Below are 21,334 nucleotides of genomic sequence, written 5' to 3'. Positions count from 1 at the left end.
TTACCGAGATAGGACGGGTGTATCATGCAGGTTTTATCAAACACTTCAAAAACAATAAATGTTAGTAAAAACGAAAGAGCATCGATAGACATTGTGAAAATAGTCGCTTATATTGTTTTGTTCGACATATTATTTATGCCGTATTTTCCTTATTTCATTATGCCGATGAGTCTACCTTTAGTGGCTTTAATGTTACTACGTTATGGAAAGATAACTAATAATATTTATTTGAAACTCTTTTCAATAATTGCGGTCACTATATTCATTAGTGTTTTTACATCAATTGTTATTGGAAGATCAACAGAAATCATAGTTGAAAACATGAAAAGAGCATTTCAATTGCTTACAACATTTGCTTATTTCTTTTACTATCAAGAGACTCTAAAAAGAAGAGATATTAATATTAAGAAGATACTCATGTTATTTGTTATTTATCAGTTTGTATTATCCATATTATTTTTTATTGACCCTAATTATATTGTCGATCTAAAAAACATCTTATACAAATCTAGTTCGTACGCAGCCGAAAATGTTTTAATATATCTTAGATATAGTTACATGTTTGTTGATCCAAACACAGCGGCATATTTTTTCCTAATAGTAGTATTTTTTGTTTACTCGCGATACGAGATTTCTACCATAAATAATTTCGCAGTTATTATTGCAACAGTAGTATTACTATTTTCATTTCAGAGTAATGGGGCAATTCTTGCAACAATAGCTGGTGTGTTCCTTAACATTTTATTAGATAAAAAACTATTGAAAAATAAAACTTGGAAAAGTGTAATCAAATTACTATTTCTTGCATTTATTGCTATTGTATTTATAAATGCTGTATTTCCTGAATTGTGGTCAACAACTATTGACGTTATTGATAGATATATATATAGATATGAACGTACAGTCACTTCTGGAAACCCAAGAGTTGGTATATACATGAGAGCAATTAGTAACTTATTTCCATTCTTATTCGGACAAGGTTATACATTATTTGTTCAAGGTGAATTCTTCAAACCACATAGTGATCATTTAAGATTAATTTATAGTTATGGGCTAGTTGCATATTTCAGTACAGTATTTTTCCTTTTTAAAAACATATTTAAAAAGAAGTATTTATTTATTATACCTGCTATCACTGCTTTTACAATTAATACGTTGGTTGATGAGCAAAAATTATTTGCCTTATTTTTAATTCTTTTAGCATTTGCGATTAATAATGAGAAATCTTTACATGAATATATAGGTAATAGAAAAATAGAGCGGAGGGACTAGTATGAGGTACGTACTGATTGTCGGAGGAAAAATGAATAATAAAGGTGCTGAAGCTATGACCTTTACAATGATTGATCATATCAAAAAAATATGCCGGAAAAAGAGGTAGTATAACTGTCAAGTATTAATTAATCAAATGATAGTAGAAGCAAATGTAATTTTAAGATTATGCCCTGGCTTGATAGACTCAAGATTAATTTTGCTGGGACTATTCTTTCTACCATAAACAAATCAATAAAATATAAGAAATATAAATTGTTTAATAATGAAGTTAATTCACTGAAAAAAATACTGGAAGATTCGGATTATATAATCGATGTTAGTGGTTATGCATTATCATCTCAACGAGGTATAAGACGTTCATTTGACTATCTAATTAATATACTTATAGCTAAAAAACATGGTATAAAAATGTATTTAATGCCACAATCATTTGGCCCATTTTATTACGGGAAGGGATATAAGTTAACCATGAAAAGAAAAGTCGTTTAAGTAATATGAAAATTGAACAAGTACAAAGAGATAACTTGTTGGAAAGAATTTTTCAGTAATGCCAAAACTATTTGATTAAGAAGCAACAAACTAATATTTTAAAAGTATATTTGTTTAGCATGTAAATGCTACCAGAAGGAGAGGTTACTTGTGAAAATTACAATAGCTGGAACTGGCTACGTTGGTCTGTCAAATGCCATACTTTTAGCACAACATAATGAGGTTATTGCACTAGACATCATCCAAGAGAAGGTTGATATGATTAACAATAAAAAATCACCAATCATTGACACTGAAATTGAAGAATACTTAGCCACTAAAGAATTGAATCTAAAAGCTACTACAGATAATTATGTTGCATTTAAAGATGCAGACTATGTCATTATTTCAACACCAACAAACTACGATTCAGATAAGAATTATTTCAATACCAGAACTGTTGAAGCTGTAATTGCAAATGTATTATCCATAAATCCAGAAGCTGTAATGGTTATAAAATCTACAGTTCCGGTTGGATACACTAAATCTATCCAAGAGAAGTTTGATACTGAAAATGTAATCTTTTCACCTGAATTCTTAAGAGAAGGAAAAGCGCTTTATGATAATCTTTACCCATCAAGAATTGTTGTGGGAGAGCGGTCTGAGAGAGCTAAAGTATTCGCTGAACTTCTAGCACAAGGAGCAATTAAAAATGATATTCCGATTTTATATACCCATTCGACTGAAGCAGAAGCAATTAAACTCTTTGCAAACACTTACCTTGCGCTGCGTGTGGCGTATTTCAACGAGCTTGATTCCTATGCGGAAGTAAGAGGACTGGATACTAAGCAAATTATCGAAGGAGTTGGCTTAGATCCCCGTATTGGCAGCCACTACAACAATCCTTCCTTTGGTTATGGTGGATACTGCTTGCCTAAGGATACAAAGCAGCTTTTGGCTAATTATCAGGACGTGCCAAATAACATTATCGGGGCAATTGTTGATGCTAACCGGACGAGAAAAGATCATATTGCTGATATGATTCTTAAAAGACAGCCAAAGATTGTGGGTATTTATAGACTTACAATGAAGATGGATTCTGATAACTTCCGTCAGTCCGCAATCCAGGGTGTTATGAAGCGTATCAAAGCTAAAGGTATCGAGGTAGTAGTATTTGAACCAGCACTTCTTGAAGATGAGTTCTATCATTCAAGAGTGATCAAAGACTTTGATGAGTTTAAACAAATTTCTGATGTGATTGTTGCTAACAGACTATCTGATGAGATTAAAGATGTCGTGGATAAGGTCTACACAAGAGATTTATTTAGTAGAGATTAATAAAAGGGAAATGATGAAAAATGGGAGTAGATAGTCAATCAATATCAATCAGAAAAGCGACAATAATTAATTTCTTGGGAAAGTATACAAATATATTTATACAACTTATATATGGTGCAATTTTAGCTAGAATATTGACACCAGAGGATTTTGGCATTGTGGCTGTAGTAACTGTTTTTACATCTTTTTTCACACTTGTTGCCAATATGGGTATAGGTCCTGCAATTATTCAGAATAAAAGCATTGATGAGAATGACACAGATAATATCTTTTCATTAACTTTATATATAGGGTTAGCAATGGGCACTTTATTTGCGTTTTTTTCCATACTTATTTCATATTTTTATAATAATCAAGTTTATATTCCGATTGGAGCTTTATTAGGAGTATCATTATTCTTTAACACAATAAATATTGTGCCAAATGCGTTGCTTCTTAAAGCACACAGGTTCAAATTAGTTAATTTAAGATTGGTGATAGTTTCCATTCTATCCGCTATACCTACCATAATCTTAGCGCTTATAGGGTTTAAATATTATTCAATAGTTTTCCATTCAATACTAGTCGCATTTATTACTTTCTTATGGAATTTGTATACGGTAAAACCTAAGTTTAATATAAAGATTAACAAACAGAGCATCCAGAAAATAAAAGAATTTTCATCATATCAGATGGCTTTTAGTATAATAAATTATTTCTCTAGGAATATGGATAATCTGTTAATTGGTAAATTTATGGGGAATTCTGCATTAGGGTTTTATGATAAATCTTATAAACTTATGCTTTACCCCGTTCAAAATTTGACACACGTTATCACCCCAGTATTACATCCAATTTTATCCGCACATCAAGAAGACAAGAATTATATATATATACAGTATATGAAAGTTATCAAGATTCTTTCGTTACTCGGAGTGTTTGCTTCAGCGTATTCTTTTTTTGCTGCAGAAGAAATAGTTATATTATTATTTGGTAATCAGTGGTATGATTCTATACTAAGTTTTAGATTTTTGGCATTATCGATATGGGCACAGATGATAACGTCTAGTACAGGTTCAATTTTTCAAAGTATTGGGAATACTAAGTTGTTATTTAATGCAGGTGTTGTTTCAGCTTTTTTAATAGTTGGCTCGATCGTAATCGGGATTGGATTTGGTAGTATTAATGCAGTTGCTGTATGCGTCACACTAGCATACAACTTAAATATTGTTATCTCATTCTATTTGTTGATAAACAAAGGGTTAAAAAAATCAACTACTGTTTTTTTTAAGAGTTTATTACCTGATTTGATAATTTTTATAGTAACATTTGTGGGATTATATTTTATTTCTATGATTACTATAAATAATCTATTACTATCAGCACTAATCAAATTAATATTTGGTGGGGTAGTTTTTATTCTAGCTATGGTAGTTACTAGGCAAACTAGACATATTACAAAAATTTTTATAAAAGCTCCTAGAAAAAATGATTATAAATAATACTAGAAAAATCGTATTGGTGGAGTAGAGGTGAGTTAATTTTGATGAAGAACATATATATAATCGGAGAAGTCAAAGGAAGTTATAGGACTCAGAATTTAATCAAAATATTATTAGATAGTAATCATAAAATTTATTATTGTAGTATAGTGTCTCTGAAATATGCAGGAAGCATGAAATTTACACATAGAACTAGAAGGAAAATTATAAAAATATTACAAAAAATCATCGCTTTTCCAACTAAAATACTATTCCTATCTATGGCAGACATAGTGATTTTGCCCGCCATGAATAATAATAGACAGTTTGAGTTTAACATAGCTAAATTATTTAGAAAGCAAATAATTACTGATTTTTATATATCTGAGTACGACACAAAAGTGAATGATAGGGGACTATTTGAAGAAGGAAGTAAAAAAGCTATTAAACTCAAGAAATTTGATAGGAATATCACTATGAATTCGAGTATAGTTCTCTATTTGAATTCTACGGAAGCAAAAAGATACTCAAAGTTGGCTGAAGTGGATCTATCTAGAATAAAACACCAAGTAGTCCCATTATGTGTAGATGAAAAAAGAGGGGTGGAGTTGCCTTTTTTTACGGGGAAGAATGATTACATTTCAATATGTTGGTGGGGTACATATATTCCTCTACATGGCATAGAGAAAATCATTGAAGCTGGAAAGATCTTAAATGATAAAAATATAAAGTTTAGAATTTATTTATTCGGTAATTCACATGAGAAATCTGTTGTGTACTCTAAGGTGGTTGAAGAGCTATCCTTACAAGATGTAATTTCTATCGAAAATGATTATACTTTTAAAAATGGAAAATTAGAAGAATTTCTAGTTCATAATTGTGACATCGTACTAGGAAATTTTGGTGACAGTGATAAAGCAAAAAATGTGCTAGTTAATAAACTAATTGATGGAGTTGCCATGAAAGCACCTGTATTAACGGGAGAATCTATTGCACCAAAAGAATTTTTTGATGGGGAGAATGATATTTTCTATTCAAAGAATATTCCTGAATCAATAGCTCAATCCATTGAGTACATATCAAATTTAGATTTAGATGTGATTCAGAGCAGGATAAACAATGCGTATGAAGTGTACCTGAGTAATTTTTCTGAAGATAGTTTCAAGGAGAAAATGGTTAATATAATTAATTCTTTGTAAAGGATAACACTTTTGTAGTGCAGTTTTTAAATGAGAAAAAATTTAAAACCAATAAATTTGGAGGTAAACAAAATGAACAAAGATACTTTAAGAAAAGAAATACTTACGAAGGTAAAAGAATACTATGATGTTGCTTTTAAGGATGATGCGTATTCAGAAGGTGATCGAATTCCATTTGCAAGAAGAGTGTTTGATGAAAATGAACTTATAAATCTTGTGGATTCTTCATTAGATTTTTGGCTAACAGCTGGACGATATGCCAACGATTTTGAGTATGAGTTTGCTCAGTTTATGGATCTGGAGCATTGTTTACTTGTGAACTCAGGATCTTCAGCTAATTTAGTGGCATTTACAACGCTGACATCACCTAAATTGGGGGATAAGAGATTAAAAAAAGGCGATGAAGTCATCACGGTTGCAGCAGGATTTCCAACAACAATCAATCCAATTATTCAAAATGGTTTAATCCCAGTGTTTGTTGATGTGGAAATTGGAACTTACAATATAAAAGTTAATGATTTGGAAAATGCATTATCGGATAAAACAAGAGCGATAATGATAGCACATACATTAGGAAATCCTTTTGATTTAGATGCAATTATGGAGTTTGCTAATAAGCACGATTTATTTGTTGTAGAAGATTGCTGTGATGCTGTTGGATCAACTTACAATGGTAAAAAAGTAGGAACTTTTGGTCATCTTGCTACAGTAAGCTTTTATCCTGCACATCATATGACCATGGGTGAAGGTGGAGCAGTACTGACAAACGATGATGAGTTGATGAGGATAGCAACATCTTTTAGAGATTGGGGCCGCGATTGTTATTGTGGACCGGGTGCCGACAACACATGTGGAAGACGCTTTAGTATGCAGTATGGAAAGCTACCAGTCGGATATGATCATAAATATGTGTATAGCCATATTGGATACAATTTGAAAGTTACAGATATGCAAGCTGCGGTTGGAATGGCTCAGTTAGAAAAATTACCAAGTTTTATTGAGAAGAGAAAAGAAAATTTTTCTAAGATTAAGAATGAACTTTTGAAATATGAAGAGCTTTTGATTATGCCTGAAGCGACGAAGAATTCTGATCCTTCTTGGTTTGGATTTCCAATCACAGTTAAAGAAAATGAGAAGTTCTCTAGAAACGACTTAACAATGTATTTAGAAAAGAACATGATAATGACCAGACTTCTTTTTGCTGGTAATGTTACTAAACAACCAGCATATCTAGATATTGAATGTAGAATTATCGGAGACCTGAAAAATACTGATTACATCATGAATAATACTTTCTTTATAGGCGTTTATCCAGGCATAAATGATGAGCAGGTTAAGTATATTGCCAAAATATTTGAAAACTTCTTCAAGGAGCTCGACCAATGAATCATGTAACGCAAGCAAAAGTTGTACAAATTGTTGAGCACAGCAAAGATATCAGAGAATATGTTCTAGAATTAGAAAAAGAACGCAAGTACAATCCAGGTTCCTTTGTTCAGCTCACTTTAGATTTGGTCACTGCTTCTGACATTTGGCCTGATTCAAGAACTTTCAGTATAGCTTCTTATGAAAAAGGTGTCATGAAGTTCATTATTAAGAATGTAGGGTTCTATACTTCTAAGATATTCGATGAACTGGGTGTGGGTAATAAGTGCACCATTAAATATCCATTTGGTGATTTATTCAATAAGAACTCAGTGAATGAAAAGCACCTATTCATTGCAGGTGGTGTAGGAATCACACCTTATTTAAGTCTAGTCAAATACTACGAGTTGAACAATCTTTTAGATAATATTTCTCTTTTTTATAGCGCAAAATATTTCAATGACTTGCTCCATTATGGATCTCTAAAAGAAATGCTTGGAGAACGAATGGAAGTCTTTGTTACAAGAGAGAAATATAGCAACTGTCATAACAATCGTATCACTGTAGAAGACATTAATAGGATAGCTGATAAAGAAACCCATATTTATTTATGTGGTAGCAAATCATTTAACCAAAACTATAAGGAAATACTCATAAAAAACGGATACACAAAAATATATATGGACGAATGGGAGTGAAGAAAATGAAATTAGTAATTTTAGCAGGTGGTTATGGTAGTAGATTAGGTAATCTGACAAACTCGATACCAAAGCCGATGGTTCAAGTTGGTGGTAAGCCAATAATGTGGCATATTATGAAGACCTATGCCCATTACGGGATCAAAGAGTTTGTTATTTGCCTAGGTTATAAAGGCGATGTAATCAAGGATTATTTTCTGCATTATGATGCAAATAACAATGATTTTACTGTAAATCTGTCAGACAATAGTGTGGAATTTCATAATGGGCATGATGAGCTTGATTGGAAGGTTACATTAGTTGATACAGGTCTTAATACTCTTAAAGGAGGAAGACTGAAGCGAATTGAGAAATACCTTGATGATGATATCAACTTATTAACATATGGCGACGGTGTAGCGGATATTAACATCAACAATCTAATAGAGTTTCATAATAATACTAATAAAATTGTTACTATTTCTGGTGTACACCCCCCTGCTAGATTCGGTGAACTTGTTGCTGAAGGAGATATTCTAACATCTTTTGAAGAAAAAGCACAGGCTTCACAGGGAATGATTAATGGTGGATACATGGTTTTTAATAAAGAGTTATTGAATTATTTAACAGCAGATGAGAGTTGTGATTTAGAAGCGGGTATTTTAGAGCAATTGGCTTCTGAAGGTAAAATTGCTGTCTATAAGCATGATGGTTTATGGGCTTGTATGGATACAGAAAGAGATTTGAGTTACTTAGAAAGAATATGGAAAAATAATGAAGCTTTCTGGAAAGTGTGGTAGGAATGAAGGTATTCAATAATATTTATAAAGATAAAACGGTATTAGTCACCGGTCATACGGGTTTTAAAGGCTCTTGGCTCTCTATCTGGTTGCATGAGTTAGGCGCGAAGGTAATAGGTTATGCATTAGACCCCTACACAGAGAGAGATAATTTTGTATTATCAAAGATTGGCGAAAAGATAATTGACATCAGAGGAGATATTCGTGATAAGAGTAAACTAGAAGGAGTGTTCAGTAGCTATGAGCCTGAGTTTGTATTTCATCTTGCAGCACAGCCTTTAGTTAGACTATCCTATGAGAATCCTGTTGAGACCTATGAGATCAATGTGATGGGAACAATAAATGTTCTCGAAGCCATTCGAAAAACGAAGGCCGCTAAAGTAGGTATTATGATTACTACAGATAAGTGCTATGACAATAAAGAGCAGCTTTGGGGGTATAGAGAATCCGATTCAATGGGCGGTTATGATCCTTATTCATCATCAAAGGGCGCTGCTGAGATTGCAATTAACTCATGGCGACTCTCTTATTTCAATCCTCAAGAATATGAAAAACATGGCAAATCCATTGCGAGTGTGAGAGCTGGAAATGTAATTGGTGGTGGAGATTGGGCTAAAGACAGAATCATTCCAGATTGTATAAAAGCAATAGAAGCCGGCAATCCAATTGAGATTAGAAGTCCTAAATCAGTTAGACCATGGGAACATGTTCTTGAGCCTTTAAGTGGTTATTTGATGTTAGGTGAAAAAATGTACAATAACCCTGTAGATTATGCTGAAGCATGGAATTTTGGTCCTGAACTAAGTTCAATAATACCTGTATGGAATATTGCACAATCTGTTATAAATAATTATGAAAGAGGAGAGTTAAAAGATGTCTCTGATCCTAACGCTGTTCACGAAGCAAAGCTTTTAGCACTTGATATTTCGAAAGCAAGATTTAAATTGGGCTGGGTGCCAACTCTAAATATAGATGAAACCATTAAGTATACCATTGATTGGTATAAAGACTACAACAATACAGAGGTTTATGAATTATGTAAGCAACAAATTACTGATTTCTCCGTTAAAGGGGGATATGAATGAAATTAATTAAAACCGAACTTGAAGGTGTTTTTATAATAGAAAATTTTTATGCTTCTGATGAAAGAGGAAGCTTTACTAAAACGTATCATAGCAATTTTTTTGAGAAAAATGCTCTTTGTACTGATTTTAAAGAAAGCTATTTTTCCATTTCAAAAAAGAATGTAATCCGTGGTATGCACTTTCAGTTGCCACCGCATGACCATGAGAAACTTGTATATGTGGCAAAAGGTGAAGTAACAGATGTAATTCTTGACCTGAGAAAGAGTTCTAATACCTTTGGGAAATCAATTTCAATAGTATTAAATGACAGGAACTACAGATCTGTTTATATTCCAAAGGGTTTAGCACATGGCTTTAGATCAATGGTAGACAATACTATAATGATTTATAATGTTTCAACTGTTTATAATAACGAAGCTGATTCTGGAGTGCGTTTTAATAGTTTTAACTTCAATTGGGAGTTATCAGAACCTATTGTCTCTGAACGTGATAAGTCGCTAGTAAGTTTTGAGGAATTTAGTAAAAGCAATCCTTTTTAGGAGGTGCAGAAGATGAAAAGAGCAATTGTAACCGGAGCTACAGGATTTGTTGGCTCCAATTTGTGTAAATATCTAATTGATAATAACTGGGAAGTCTCTATAATTGCGAGACCGTCATCAGATTACACCAATATTAATAGTGTACTTAATAAGGTTCAATTATTTGAGTATGATGGAAATGTTGAAAAATTAATCAGTTTCTTTAGAGAAAAAGAAGCTGACGTTGTGTTTCATTTAGCTTCTCTATTTATTGCTGAACATGAATCAAATCAGATTAATCAACTGATAGATAGCAACATAAAATTTGGTCTTCATATCCTTGAGGCCATGAAAGAATCAAGTACAAAACAACTCATTAATACAGGAACATCGTGGCAGCATTATCATACAAACGAATACAATCCAGTAGATTTGTATGCTGCAACCAAGCAGGCATATGAAAGTTTAATCAAATACTATACTGAAGCAGAAAATATTAGATGCATTACACTAAAGCTTTTTGATACTTATGGTGAGTCAGATACCAGACCAAAACTAATTAATCTCCTTCATAAGTTTGCGGATGAAAACAAGGAGCTTAATTTGTCTCCTGGAGAACAGGTTTTAGATTTAGTTCATGTAGATGACGTAGTTAAAGCGTTTGTGAAAGCTTATGAAATATTATCTAGCAATTGTGCCATCAATTTTGAGCAGTTTGGTGTTGCATCCGGTAGAAAAATTAGATTAAAGGATTTAATTGAGATATTTGAAAAAGTGACATCTAAAAAAATCAATGTTTGTTGGGGTGGTAGAGGTTATCGAAGAAGAGAAGTCATGGAGCTCTGGAGTGGATATAAATTGCTACCTGATTGGGAGTGTACTATTTCATTAGAAGAGGGATTGAAGAAATATTCTAGTCTCAATTGCAAAAAAGGTTTTGGGCATGATTAACCGCAGCACATACCAAAATGGAAGTTCAGCAAAAGCTACGCTTAATAATCTAGTGTTTTGAACTGTTGTGGCAACTGGTAAATGCTGAACTACCATGAACTTACCTGGCTGCTCGTGGTATTAGTGGCAGTAACTAAGTGATTTTGTTTAGTGGTGGTAAACTTGACTCCCCAAAACTCCCCAAAAAACTTTTCTGCCACATAAGTAAATTTTGGGAATCTTATATGAGGCTCTAATAAGGGTTACATCAACTAAAGCTTAGATTTGAGAGGTGCCGGGCACTGACAAGTGGACAAGTTGATTAGGGTGATGGAGAGATGAGCAACTATACAGAATAAACAGATAGGCAAATAGGCTGGTATCAAGATCGGTAGTGACGACTACATTCGAGATGGGGTCATTTTAGCTCAATCTGGTTGATATGCATGATTAGTTTGACATCTCAGACAGAACTGATTACTTTGAAACCTAGATCAGTTGTGATGGTAAACATTCCAGATAAGCAGTGATGGTAACTTTTCAGATCGGTAGTGATTCTGGTTGATCAGTTAGACACCATGATTAGCTGTGATGGAAACTTTTCAGATAAGCAGTGAAAGAGAACGGGCATTTTTAGACGCAGAGATGTCCGTTTTTTAAGAAGATGAGTTTACAGAAAATTGATGAAATGCTGATTTGAGGAGAGTGAAGTATGACGCCAGAAAGAGATTTCCATTATACACTAATAAAATATCTTGATATCAAAGGTAAGCAGGAACTCAGTAATATCATCAAGCGTTCTAGAATTGTATATGATATGACAAGCTCTGGCCGTTTTCTGGTGTTGTTAGTTATCAGCGAAAGATGAACATAAATATAAAAACGCCAATAGAATTTAAAACCTTATTGGAAAAAGAAATTGATCTCTTAAGGACTTTAAGTTTTGAAATATATGAAGATGACGATGAATATATGGCAACCGATGTTGTTATTACAGTGCTAGCGGCAAAGGTCACTACTATTGAGATAGAGGAAATTGAAAAAGAGATTGTGGAAGGTTCTGTTTACCAATCATTTATAACAGAAGTTTCTTCATTAGGTCTCGATGAAATTGAAAAATCTTATCTCTATGAAGCATGTGAGTGCGCAATCAGAAACAATAGACTTGCAGCCAGTACAATGCTAGGATGTGCGGCAGAATATTTGTTATCCCAACTCTGTGATTCATATCATGAGTATCTTAAAAATCATTCTAGTCAGAATGAACAAGAGGCTTTTGAGCGAAAAGTCATCAAGGCAAAGTCAGCTTATATAAGATTAGATGAGTTCGAGAAGCGTGTTAATAGCAATGCTTCATTATTTGAAAATCTTGGTTTTGAGAATCCAAAGCTAAATTTTAACTTTTTAGATGTTATTAGAAAAGTAAGAAACGAGTCAGGGCATCCAAGCGGTAATGTTGTTTCATCTGAAGAACTGCAGATGACAATTGGGAACTATCAACATTTCTTAAAACGTGCTCATAAACTCATTGAAGAACTACCTAAGCTATAAAAATGAAGGAGGCCTCAAGTCATGGACAAACATATCTTCACCGGTAAGATAATATCAATCCAACCCAGGATCCGTCTAACCAGGTCCTTCGACGAAGCCTCCCATACATACCTGGGCTATGCCATTACCTTAGACGGAGAGCTGGACAACATCAATACCACCTTCTCCGTTGGCATCGGCAAAGCAGCTCATGCCAAACATCAATTCAATGTGAATGATATCATCAGCGGAGAGTGCGTACCAGTACCGGATCCTGATACTGAACCTACTGAGTATTACAAAGTCTCTAAACTCAAACTCATCACCCGAAGCACTACCATCACTAACACATCATCACCCTGGGAACTGGTGCCGCCGGAGCTGGAAGTTTACAGAGAAAGAGGACACCGTAGACTGGCAGCTAGGACTTATGAGACGAAGTGTAGCAGCTGCATGTGGGGCTGTAGAATGCCTGTTGAGATAATTGTAGACAACTGGAATCCTAGAGGCAAGAAGAAGTATAGGTTTGAGACATTCTGTTATGGTCCGCTTAGTTGCAAGCTGTATAAGGCTGGTCCTAACCGGAAGGTGGAAGGTCGGAATGGAATGGTGTACGTTGAAGAAGATTGGGTTGATGTTCAGATGACGGAGCATCGTGGAGAAGATGAGTAGGTTGAGTTGAAGGTGGGTGATGAAGTGGATAATGATAAACTAAAAAATATATTTGGGGATATAGGTAAATTTGCAGTTCCAAAGATTGAACCTTTGAATATCACACCGGCATATGAGATGTTAGATCCGAACAGAAAAGAATACCATTCACCAGAAGAAATTCTTGATGAAGACAGTGATGAATTTGAACGTCCTGACTTTTCGAATTGGAAGTGTAAAATATGCGAGGAATCAATTGAGGATGGGTACTTTTGGTATTATCTCAGGCATGAAAGAGATGAATCAAAATCGGTAGCTGTTTGCTCAAAAGAATGTCTTGATAAACTGATTAAGAATGGTAACTACCAAAATCATGAAATATATGAGTATTCTAGATGTACCGCATACTATAAATGTGAGGAAATTGGGAATCTTAGAGGAATATGTGAGTTAGTAGAAAACAAAACGTATCAGTCTATATTCAAGTTGAATGCTGTTAATCATTGTCAACCAGCACAAGCAGGTACGATTCTCTCAACACATAAACTAACTGAAACACTAACAGATTTCTCTAAGCAAACTGAGCAACAATACCTATCAAATAAAGAAATGATGGAGCAAGGAGCAAAAGAATCAACCAAACAGTTTAGAATTACAACATGGATGACGGTTCTTGTAATAGTTCTTACACTCGCAAATTTAGTACCTGCTTTTTTAAATTGGGGTGGTAATAATTATTCAGAACAACTCTCAGATATTGAAATAGCCCTAAACGAACTAAATCCCTCGGAAGAATTAGGTCAAATAAGCAATAAACTTGATGAAGTTGCTGCCTTGATCAACAGCAACAGCACTGCACCTAATTATGATGAAGGTAAAATTATAGAGTTATTAGAGTCAATTCAAAATGAGCTAAAAATGCTTAATGGGCAATAGGTAGGGAAAGGAGGCACACCAATTGGAAGAAACGGTAAATTCATTTTTAGGCTTACCACAGTTCATGTGGGACGGAATATTCAATATCACAATAACCCTGGGTGCCGGCCTGATTATTGCTTTTGTTACCACTTTTTATCTAAAGAAGAAAGATGAAATCACTCGTGTTGCAGGTGTTATACTTGAGAAAAGAGTTAACAGTGAGCAGGAAATCTTAGACTTTCTTGAAGACTTAGCTTTCCATAAAGAGCTGCATAACGGAAAAGAGAAAGAATGGCTTGCCCTACTAAAAGAATATGAACTTACATTACCGCACGAACCTCATCTACAGTATTCGGATGTTTTTAGTAGCGTTGATAAGTTTCGAGAGTTCTTTAGAGGTTTTGAAAGAATCATAACAACGAACAAGTTATGGATGGGTAAGAAGGTGCGATTCCACCTTGCACTCATGCAAGGATATTTTTCATGGATTAATGCATTACTTGTAGCAATTACAAGAATTCCGCTACCAGCAGATAATAAGCTCAGTGAAGAAGATATTGATAAGCTGTCAACCACCCTATTATTACAAGTGGCAATTACACTGGATCACGAAATTAGTGGTCTTCTTGCAGAACTAGAATCATTAATTGTAGATTCGGTATATAAGCTTGATCTTAAACGACCTAGAAAGAGCATGACCCGCAATGGAATGCTTAATGTGGACACGGTAAAAATTTTAAAGGAGCTTGATGGCAATACATTATTAGGAATTAATCGGGAAAAATACTTTGCTCTAATGATGACACAAGTTTATGCGTATAAAGGCGTAGATATTGAAGGGGAAGATTTGGATGATATAATGAATGAAGTACTTGGAGAAGAGATGAAATAGAAATGAACGGAGGTGACATAGTGACCCAATTAACAAATTACATCATCGCACTTTCAAATCTTTATGGAATGGTTCACAAGGACAAAGTTGTAGAAATCTATAACAGCCAGAATGAAGATCAGGTCAGTCTAGCTAATGTGGAAGCGATACTGAACAACCCAACAGAAGAATTAGAAGATGCATTTATCCTCACTCACAAGGATTATTTTGTAATGGAAACTATCATTGATAATAATGAGTTTGAATTGATGCTCAGAAAGAAAGCAGATAAGCCATACTATGTTCCTGCAAGAGATGAACTTCTAAAATATGTTGATGAGAGTTACTTTGAGAAATCAAAGCAATATAATAATCTGCTGATTTATCTGCAGAAGAACTTCTTCAAACCGGGAGATGAAAAGGCTGAATGGCTGGCGGAGGATATCCAGGGGATGTGTCAGTTTGGTGTGAACATGCAGACAATATTTGATTCATTCAATAAGATGAAGATAAGTTTTAAAGATATGAACCAGACTAATGAAGTCATGCAACTTGTGATGGATCTCTCTAATAATATTAGGATATGGGAAAATAATGGCCATACCCCTAATGAAATCTTCGAGAAATTTGAAAAGCCAAATCTAAAGCCGTTACCGAATAAGCCGTTCGAGTTTGGTGGATCTAATGTTATAGATATGAAGACGAGGAAGAAGATAGGCAGAAACGACCCATGTCCTTGTGGCAGCGGGAAAAAATACAAAAAGTGCTGCTTAGGGAAAGATGAAAATTAATTTTTAGAAAAAAATCTTCCATCTGGTAATTGACATGGGTGTCGACCTCATAAATTATTTCCAAAGCAACTTTGCAACAAGGTAGCTGGAATTTTGTGACTAATAATTTAAAGATTTTTATTAGTATGGGAAATAATGGGGGAAAGAAACTGATTAATGTTATTTTTATGAGGGTGTAATGGTTGGAGATTAAAAAAAGGCATGACAATAAACCCTCCCGATCAGGGTTGCAAGAGAATTGATTAAGGTTACGCTACTCTTTTGTAAGTATGGTACAGACCACCTAGAATTTCCTTTGGATTCATTTTACCTTCAGTGAATTTTAATTCCGGGTACTCTAGAGAAGGGATAGGAGTTGTACAGTTAATCCCCTGATGAGTACGATTTGTGTTGTAGTATTCATCTACATATTCCTTCATAAGCCTATGTAGGTGCTTCTCATTAACAGGAATAATGTGATCAGTCAGTTCCCTGCGGATGCTGCCGATGCACCTTTCCGCTATACCGTTTTGCCAAGGGGATCTGTAGGAGATTCTCTTCGACTTGATATCAGAGGAACCAAGAAAAGCCTTGAAATCTTCTGAAACGAAAACTGGATCATTATCATGAATAAGATATTTAGGTTTGTTTTCAAATGGGGTTGCTTCTCGTAACTGCTGCTTTAACCATATTGTGTTTGGGTTGTAGGTAACGCCAAAATGTTCAATCTTTCTGGTGTCGTGATTGATAATGATTAGTACATAAAGAATCTTGAAAGTTAAAGTTGGTACTGTAAAGAAGTCCATTGCCCAAATATCCCTGTGGTTTTTCAGAAATGTTCTCCAGGACTGAACCTGTTTGCCAGATGGAGATCTCTTGGGATCCTGGCCAAGCATCTCACGGATCTTATTCGCACAAGGTACATCGGTGTAGTTCATATTGATCAGCATTTCATGGATTTTCTCTGCGCTCAGTAGTGGGTTCTTCGAGTGTATGGATTTAATGAGTTCCTTTGTCTTGTTTGATATTTTTGGTCTGCCAACGGGGTTGGATTTTTTCCACCAGTGCCTTTTGAAGGCTGTTTTATGCCAGCTTTTCACGGTTATTGGGGTAACATCCAGTGGTAGTTTTCTCCAAGGTTTGTAGTGCTTTGATAAAAGAACCCAAAATTGTTGATGGGCAATGCTTGTTCGAGGTTTGGGAAGATTTTTCTTCTCAACCTGTCTCTTGTAGTATGCAAGCTGCATTCTTAAAGCAACAATCTCAAATTCCTTGTGTTTGTCGGATTTTAGTTTAGCATTCAAGGACCAGAAAAATATGCTTAACCATTCTCTAATATAAGCCATTATGGCTTTTATGATTCTCAACTTTACCATTCCTCCTTTATAAAGATAACTATTAGGTAGGATTCTAGCATAGATGGTAAATTCAGTCAATTATTACTCTAAATGGCGTAAAATGCGTAAGGAGCTGTGTTATGAAAAGTATAATTTTAGACTACTGTATTTCTCTGGTGAATCTTTACGGAATCGTAAGCTTTGGTAAGGTTGCTGATACTTACAATATTCAAAATGAAGATAATATTAAGATAGAGGAGCTTAGAGCTGAGGTGGGGAAAAATATAGTTTATCTAAGAGATAATCTTGTAGTTGTGGAGAATAATGAGCTCATTGCCATGGAGATTATGATGCTAGATGACTATAGCAAGGAGAAAGAATATAAGGATGGCAAGCCGTATTACATACCTGAAAAGGAAGAATTATTGAGGTATGCTGATTATACTTATTTTGAAAGAACAAAGTCATATAATGATCTTGTGGAATTCTTATATGGTTTATATAAAGATAAATCTAAAGCTGAAAAGCTGGCAAATGACATAAGGATATTCCTAAAGTCTGTTGATGGTATTGGAAACCTTGGATATTTTTTTGAGGAGAATGATTTGATGTTCAAGGATAGCAAGGATGCAGAGCAATTGATGGAGCTGATTAAAGGTCTTGCTGATAATACAAGAATGTGGGCTAATAATGGATATACACCTATAGAGATTGAGAAAATGGTTGGTTACAATTAGTTTTTGTTTGTTAAATTAGGTGTTAATCGATTATGTATTCTGGTAGAATATTGTAAGAGAGTGTTTTGTTTTTGACAGTATATATAATACGGGAGGTTTGCAATGAGAGTCAGAAAGGCAGTTATACCAGCAGCAGGTCTTGGGACAAGGTTTTTACCTGCAACCAAGGCGCAACCCAAAGAGATGCTACCAATTGTTGATAAACCAACTCTTCAGTTTATAATAGAGGAAGCTGTTGCATCAGGAATTGAGGAAATACTTATTATCACTGGAAGGAACAAGTCTTCCATAGAAAATCATTTTGACAAGTCTGTCGAGCTTGAGATGGAGCTTGAGAGGGCAGGCAAGGATGAAATGCTTGAAGAGGTAAGAAAGATCTCTGATATGGCAAATATTCATTATATCAGACAAAAGGAACCTAGAGGCCTGGGTCATGCAATCCACTGTGCCAAGAGTTTTATTGCTAATGAGCCTTTTGCAGTATTACTAGGTGATGACATTGTTCATAGTGAGAAACCTTGCCTTAAGCAGATGATTGAAGCTTATGATGAATACAAGACGACAATACTCGGTGTACAGGAAGTTCCTGATAATGAAGTAAGCAAGTATGGTATTGTTGATGGAAATCACATTGAAGATAGAATCTACAAGGTTAGGAACCTTGTAGAAAAACCAAGTATGGAGGATGCACCATCAAATATAGCTATTCTTGGAAGATATATAATAAATCCTGCAATTTTTGAAGCTATTGAGGAAACAAAGCCTGGTAAGAAAGGTGAGATACAGCTAACAGATGCACTTAATCTTTTATCAAAGAGGGAAGCAATGTATGCGTATGTATTTGACGGTAAAAGATATGATGTAGGAGATAAGCAAGGCTTTCTTGAAGCCACTGTTGAGTTTGCATTAAGAAGAAATGATTTAAGGGATGAATTTCTGAACTATCTTGATAATATTGTCAAAATCGAGAAGGATAGAAATATACATTAATGAATAATGATCAAGCGGGTTAGCACCCGCTTACATTTAAGGGTAAATTAACAGAATATTCGGTGCTTGATGAATTCACAATATAATATATGAGAATATGCTATGAGTTGTAAGAATTGATGGTTACACTCAGTCTTTTGAGGACATTGTGATATACCAAGTCCATCTACTGGGCATAGTGTGCTACGTGAAGACAGCCCTTGGTTGTTGCCATACTGAAAACATTGTTTGCAGCAAATTATGTTATAGTAGTGCTTTAATCCGTACAATCTGGTAAAATAATGTAAAAGAGGCTTAGATTTTACGAACAAGTAATATCAGGTAACTAAAAAATTAGATAAAAAGATTTATTTTCATTTCAAGTCGTGGGATAGTATTTCAACTTTGAGTATTATAATCCAAGAGTTAAATAATCCTAAAAATAAAGTAATTGGGGTATACTATTGGGTTGTAGTCTTAGATACTGTTAGAATATATTATATGCATATTAAGTATTTCAGCTTTTAAGGAGGAGAGTGAATGTATCTTTCATCAATATCAATTAAAAACTTTAGATGTTTTGATGAAGCGGGGCAGACAATTCTATTAAACAACGGTATTACCTTTATTATAGGAGAAAATGATTCTGGTAAATCAGCAGTCCTTGATGCAATAAAGCTTGTTTTGGGGACAACAGATCAAAGCTGGCAAAGAGTTAATTTATCTGACTTTTATGAAGAAGATACAGAAAGAGAAATTAGTATTGTTTGTAAGTTTCAAGATCTTTCAATTGAAGAAGAAGCAAGTTTTTTAGAAAATCTTAGTATTGAAGAAGATAATGCAGTTTTATACATTCATTGGAATGCTAAATACATGTCAACAATTAAACCAAATCGTATAGCAACTACAATTTATACAGGAATCAATGGTGATATTGTCGCTCCTGTAGCTGAAGCAAGAGAGCTACTACGAGTTACTCACCTAAGAGCACCGCGTGATGCATATAATAATATGCAGTCAGGTAGAAATTCAAGACTTTCTCAAATCATTAATAATGTAAGTGATTTAAATTCAGGAGACCATGTATATGTTGATGGTAAGTCTTTGGATGAATTATCTTTAACTGGAATTGCAGACTTATCAAATAAATTACTGGCTAATCATAAAAAATTAAATGTAATAAGTAAAGATATTACTGATATTTTAAAAAATGAGATGCTGCTGAAAAGTGATGATGTAAACGCAAATATCACTGTATCCGATATGGCAGCGTCGGAAGAAAGAAAACTTATAGGACTTTTAGAAAAATTGGATTTAACTATTGTTAAGTCTTCTTCAAATCATCATGGACGTGTCGGTCTAGGAACTAGTAACATTCTTAGCATGGCATGTGAATTATTGTTAAATCAGTCAAATTCGTCAAATGGATTTAGTTCCTTTTTGCTTATAGAAGAACCGGAGGCACATATTCATGCGCAGCGTCAATTAAAACTTATTAAATCACTACAATCTAGAATTGATGACAATCAACAAATCATACTTACTACACATTCTCCTATCCTATCTTCAGTAATTTCATTAAAGAATATTGTAATACTAAAAGACGGAAAGCCATTTCCAATGGCAGAAGAATATACGAAACTAGAAAACGAGGATTATAGATTTTTAGAAAGATACTTAGATGCTACAAAGGCGAATTTATTTTTTGCTAGAAGTATTATTATTGTTGAGGGCCCCAGTGAAGAGCTATTATTACCAACGATTGCTAAATTATTAGGGAAAAGTTTCACAGATTATGGAATTTCTGTAGTAAATGTAATGAGCACCGGTTTGAGAAGGTACGCAAGAATCTTTCAACGTAAAGATGAATGTAATATTCTGAAGGTAAAAGTAGCTTGTATAACAGATAGAGATGTTATGCCTGATTGTGCACCAGAGATTTGTATAAATGAAGAATACAAGAGTAAAGCAAATTGGCCTGCGAAGAATAAGCGTAGATGGGTTGTAGAATCAGAAATCGATGACAAAGAAAAGTATATTAAGGAAAAAAAATCAAAAGCAGATGGTCAATTTGTAAATACTTTTGTATCTGATAATTGGACATTGGAATATGATTTGGCATTTGCGGGGTTGACTGAAGATATACTTATTGCTGCTAGCAAGCTGAAAACAAGAGGTATGGAAACAGCAATATTAGATGAAAAACAAGATGGATTTTTACAAGATCATTATAAAGAACTCAAAAAACTTCGTAGCGAGGAAGAGAAAGCGTCATATATTTATTCATTATTTACAAAGAAAACATTTTCAAAAGCTGAGTTTGCTCAAGAGTTGGCAAATGTTTTAGAAGATAGATATAGGAATGAAGAAAAAGGTGAACTATTGAGCAAGCTGCCAAATTATATTGTCGAAGCTATAAATTATGTAACAGAGTAG

19 protein-coding genes and 1 pseudogene are annotated in these 21,334 nt (G+C 34.1%); 19 read left to right on the top strand and 1 reads right to left on the bottom strand.

All coding sequences use genetic code 11. The features are described 5' to 3' along the window. The first annotated feature begins 24 nt into the window (after nucleotides 1–24). From ACOEN1_RS02305 to ACOEN1_RS02230, 16 genes and pseudogenes are all read left to right on the top strand, one after another. A complete protein-coding gene (locus tag ACOEN1_RS02305; RefSeq protein WP_422484799.1) occupies nucleotides 25–1,272 on the top strand; it encodes a hypothetical protein in 1,248 nt (415 codons plus the stop codon). 168 nt (nucleotides 1,273–1,440) lie between these two features. Continuing rightward, nucleotides 1,441–1,764, top strand: coding sequence for a polysaccharide pyruvyl transferase family protein (locus tag ACOEN1_RS02300; protein WP_422484798.1), 324 nt, complete (start codon nucleotides 1,441–1,443; stop codon nucleotides 1,762–1,764). A 150-nt stretch (nucleotides 1,765–1,914) separates the two neighbouring features. Then, nucleotides 1,915–3,081, top strand: a complete 1,167-nt coding sequence (locus ACOEN1_RS02295; protein ID WP_422484797.1) for a nucleotide sugar dehydrogenase — start codon at nucleotides 1,915–1,917, stop codon at nucleotides 3,079–3,081. Nucleotides 3,082–3,101: 20 nt separating this feature from the next. Then, nucleotides 3,102–4,562 (top strand): lipopolysaccharide biosynthesis protein, encoded by a 1,461-nt coding sequence (locus ACOEN1_RS02290; protein WP_422484796.1) that lies wholly within the window; start codon nucleotides 3,102–3,104, stop codon nucleotides 4,560–4,562. Between the two features lie 41 nt (nucleotides 4,563–4,603). Further along, nucleotides 4,604–5,740 (top strand): hypothetical protein, encoded by a 1,137-nt coding sequence (locus ACOEN1_RS02285; protein ID WP_422484795.1) that lies wholly within the window; start codon nucleotides 4,604–4,606, stop codon nucleotides 5,738–5,740. A 72-nt stretch (nucleotides 5,741–5,812) separates the two neighbouring features. Further along, a complete protein-coding gene (gene rfbH, locus ACOEN1_RS02280) occupies nucleotides 5,813–7,126 on the top strand; it encodes a lipopolysaccharide biosynthesis protein RfbH (RefSeq protein ID WP_422484794.1) in 1,314 nt (437 codons plus the stop codon). Next, nucleotides 7,123–7,803 carry a ferredoxin--NADP reductase gene (locus ACOEN1_RS02275; RefSeq protein ID WP_422484793.1) on the top strand — a complete coding sequence of 227 codons (681 nt, stop codon included), beginning with the start codon at nucleotides 7,123–7,125 and terminating at the stop codon, nucleotides 7,801–7,803. The genes rfbH and ACOEN1_RS02275 overlap by 4 nt, the downstream gene beginning before the upstream one ends. Nucleotides 7,804–7,808: 5 nt before the next feature. Next, a complete protein-coding gene (rfbF, locus tag ACOEN1_RS02270; protein ID WP_422484792.1) occupies nucleotides 7,809–8,582 on the top strand; it encodes a glucose-1-phosphate cytidylyltransferase in 774 nt (257 codons plus the stop codon). Between the two features lie 2 nt (nucleotides 8,583–8,584). After that, nucleotides 8,585–9,667, top strand: coding sequence for a CDP-glucose 4,6-dehydratase (rfbG, locus tag ACOEN1_RS02265; RefSeq protein ID WP_422484791.1), 1,083 nt, complete (start codon nucleotides 8,585–8,587; stop codon nucleotides 9,665–9,667). Then, the gene (rfbC, locus tag ACOEN1_RS02260; RefSeq protein ID WP_422484790.1) at nucleotides 9,664–10,206 is read left to right on the top strand and encodes a dTDP-4-dehydrorhamnose 3,5-epimerase; all 543 of its coding nucleotides are present in this window, start codon (nucleotides 9,664–9,666) and stop codon (nucleotides 10,204–10,206) included. Before rfbG ends, rfbC begins: the two co-directional genes overlap by 4 nt. Nucleotides 10,207–10,218: 12 nt before the next feature. Beyond that, nucleotides 10,219–11,136, top strand: a complete 918-nt coding sequence (locus ACOEN1_RS02255) for an NAD-dependent epimerase/dehydratase family protein (RefSeq protein ID WP_422484789.1) — start codon at nucleotides 10,219–10,221, stop codon at nucleotides 11,134–11,136. 843 nt (nucleotides 11,137–11,979) lie between these two features. Further along, nucleotides 11,980–12,666, top strand: a complete 687-nt coding sequence (locus ACOEN1_RS02250) for a hypothetical protein (RefSeq protein ID WP_422484788.1) — start codon at nucleotides 11,980–11,982, stop codon at nucleotides 12,664–12,666. 21 nt (nucleotides 12,667–12,687) lie between these two features. Then, complete coding sequence (locus ACOEN1_RS02245; RefSeq protein WP_422484787.1) at nucleotides 12,688–13,317, top strand: hypothetical protein; 630 nt, start codon at nucleotides 12,688–12,690, stop codon at nucleotides 13,315–13,317. A gap of 12 nt (nucleotides 13,318–13,329) precedes the next feature. Further along, nucleotides 13,330–14,232 (top strand): hypothetical protein, encoded by a 903-nt coding sequence (locus ACOEN1_RS02240; RefSeq protein ID WP_422484786.1) that lies wholly within the window; start codon nucleotides 13,330–13,332, stop codon nucleotides 14,230–14,232. A gap of 22 nt (nucleotides 14,233–14,254) precedes the next feature. Next, nucleotides 14,255–15,106: a hypothetical protein gene (locus ACOEN1_RS02235; protein WP_422484785.1), complete on the top strand. Its 852-nt coding sequence runs from the start codon at nucleotides 14,255–14,257 to the stop codon at nucleotides 15,104–15,106. A 683-nt stretch (nucleotides 15,107–15,789) separates the two neighbouring features. Next, nucleotides 15,790–15,876, top strand: a pseudogene (locus ACOEN1_RS02230) (SEC-C metal-binding domain-containing protein); the annotation flags it as partial. Nucleotides 15,877–16,124: 248 nt separating this feature from the next. Here ACOEN1_RS02230 and ACOEN1_RS02225 read toward each other — a convergent pair. Then, nucleotides 16,125–17,231: an integrase core domain-containing protein gene (locus tag ACOEN1_RS02225; protein WP_422484784.1), complete on the bottom strand. Its 1,107-nt coding sequence runs from the start codon at nucleotides 17,229–17,231 to the stop codon at nucleotides 16,125–16,127. Nucleotides 17,232–17,332: 101 nt separating this feature from the next. Here ACOEN1_RS02225 and ACOEN1_RS02220 point away from each other — a divergent pair, with 101 nt between their 5' ends. The 3 genes from ACOEN1_RS02220 to ACOEN1_RS02210 all read left to right on the top strand — a co-directional run bounded on the left by ACOEN1_RS02220 (nucleotide 17,333) and on the right by ACOEN1_RS02210 (nucleotide 21,334). Further along, on the top strand, nucleotides 17,333–17,929 hold the full coding sequence (locus ACOEN1_RS02220) for a hypothetical protein (protein WP_422484783.1): 597 nt from the start codon (nucleotides 17,333–17,335) through the stop codon (nucleotides 17,927–17,929). 102 nt (nucleotides 17,930–18,031) lie between these two features. After that, the gene (gene galU, locus ACOEN1_RS02215; RefSeq protein WP_422484782.1) at nucleotides 18,032–18,919 is read left to right on the top strand and encodes a UTP--glucose-1-phosphate uridylyltransferase GalU; all 888 of its coding nucleotides are present in this window, start codon (nucleotides 18,032–18,034) and stop codon (nucleotides 18,917–18,919) included. A 519-nt stretch (nucleotides 18,920–19,438) separates the two neighbouring features. Then, a complete protein-coding gene (locus tag ACOEN1_RS02210; protein WP_422484781.1) occupies nucleotides 19,439–21,334 on the top strand; it encodes an ATP-dependent nuclease in 1,896 nt (631 codons plus the stop codon).

Source organism: Gudongella sp. DL1XJH-153 (assembly GCF_049310905.1).
In the GTDB taxonomy this organism is placed as follows: Bacteria; Bacillota; Clostridia; order Tissierellales; family Tissierellaceae; genus Gudongella.
Note: the sequence above shows the minus strand (reverse complement) of the source record. Positions and strands in the feature narration are given on the sequence as shown.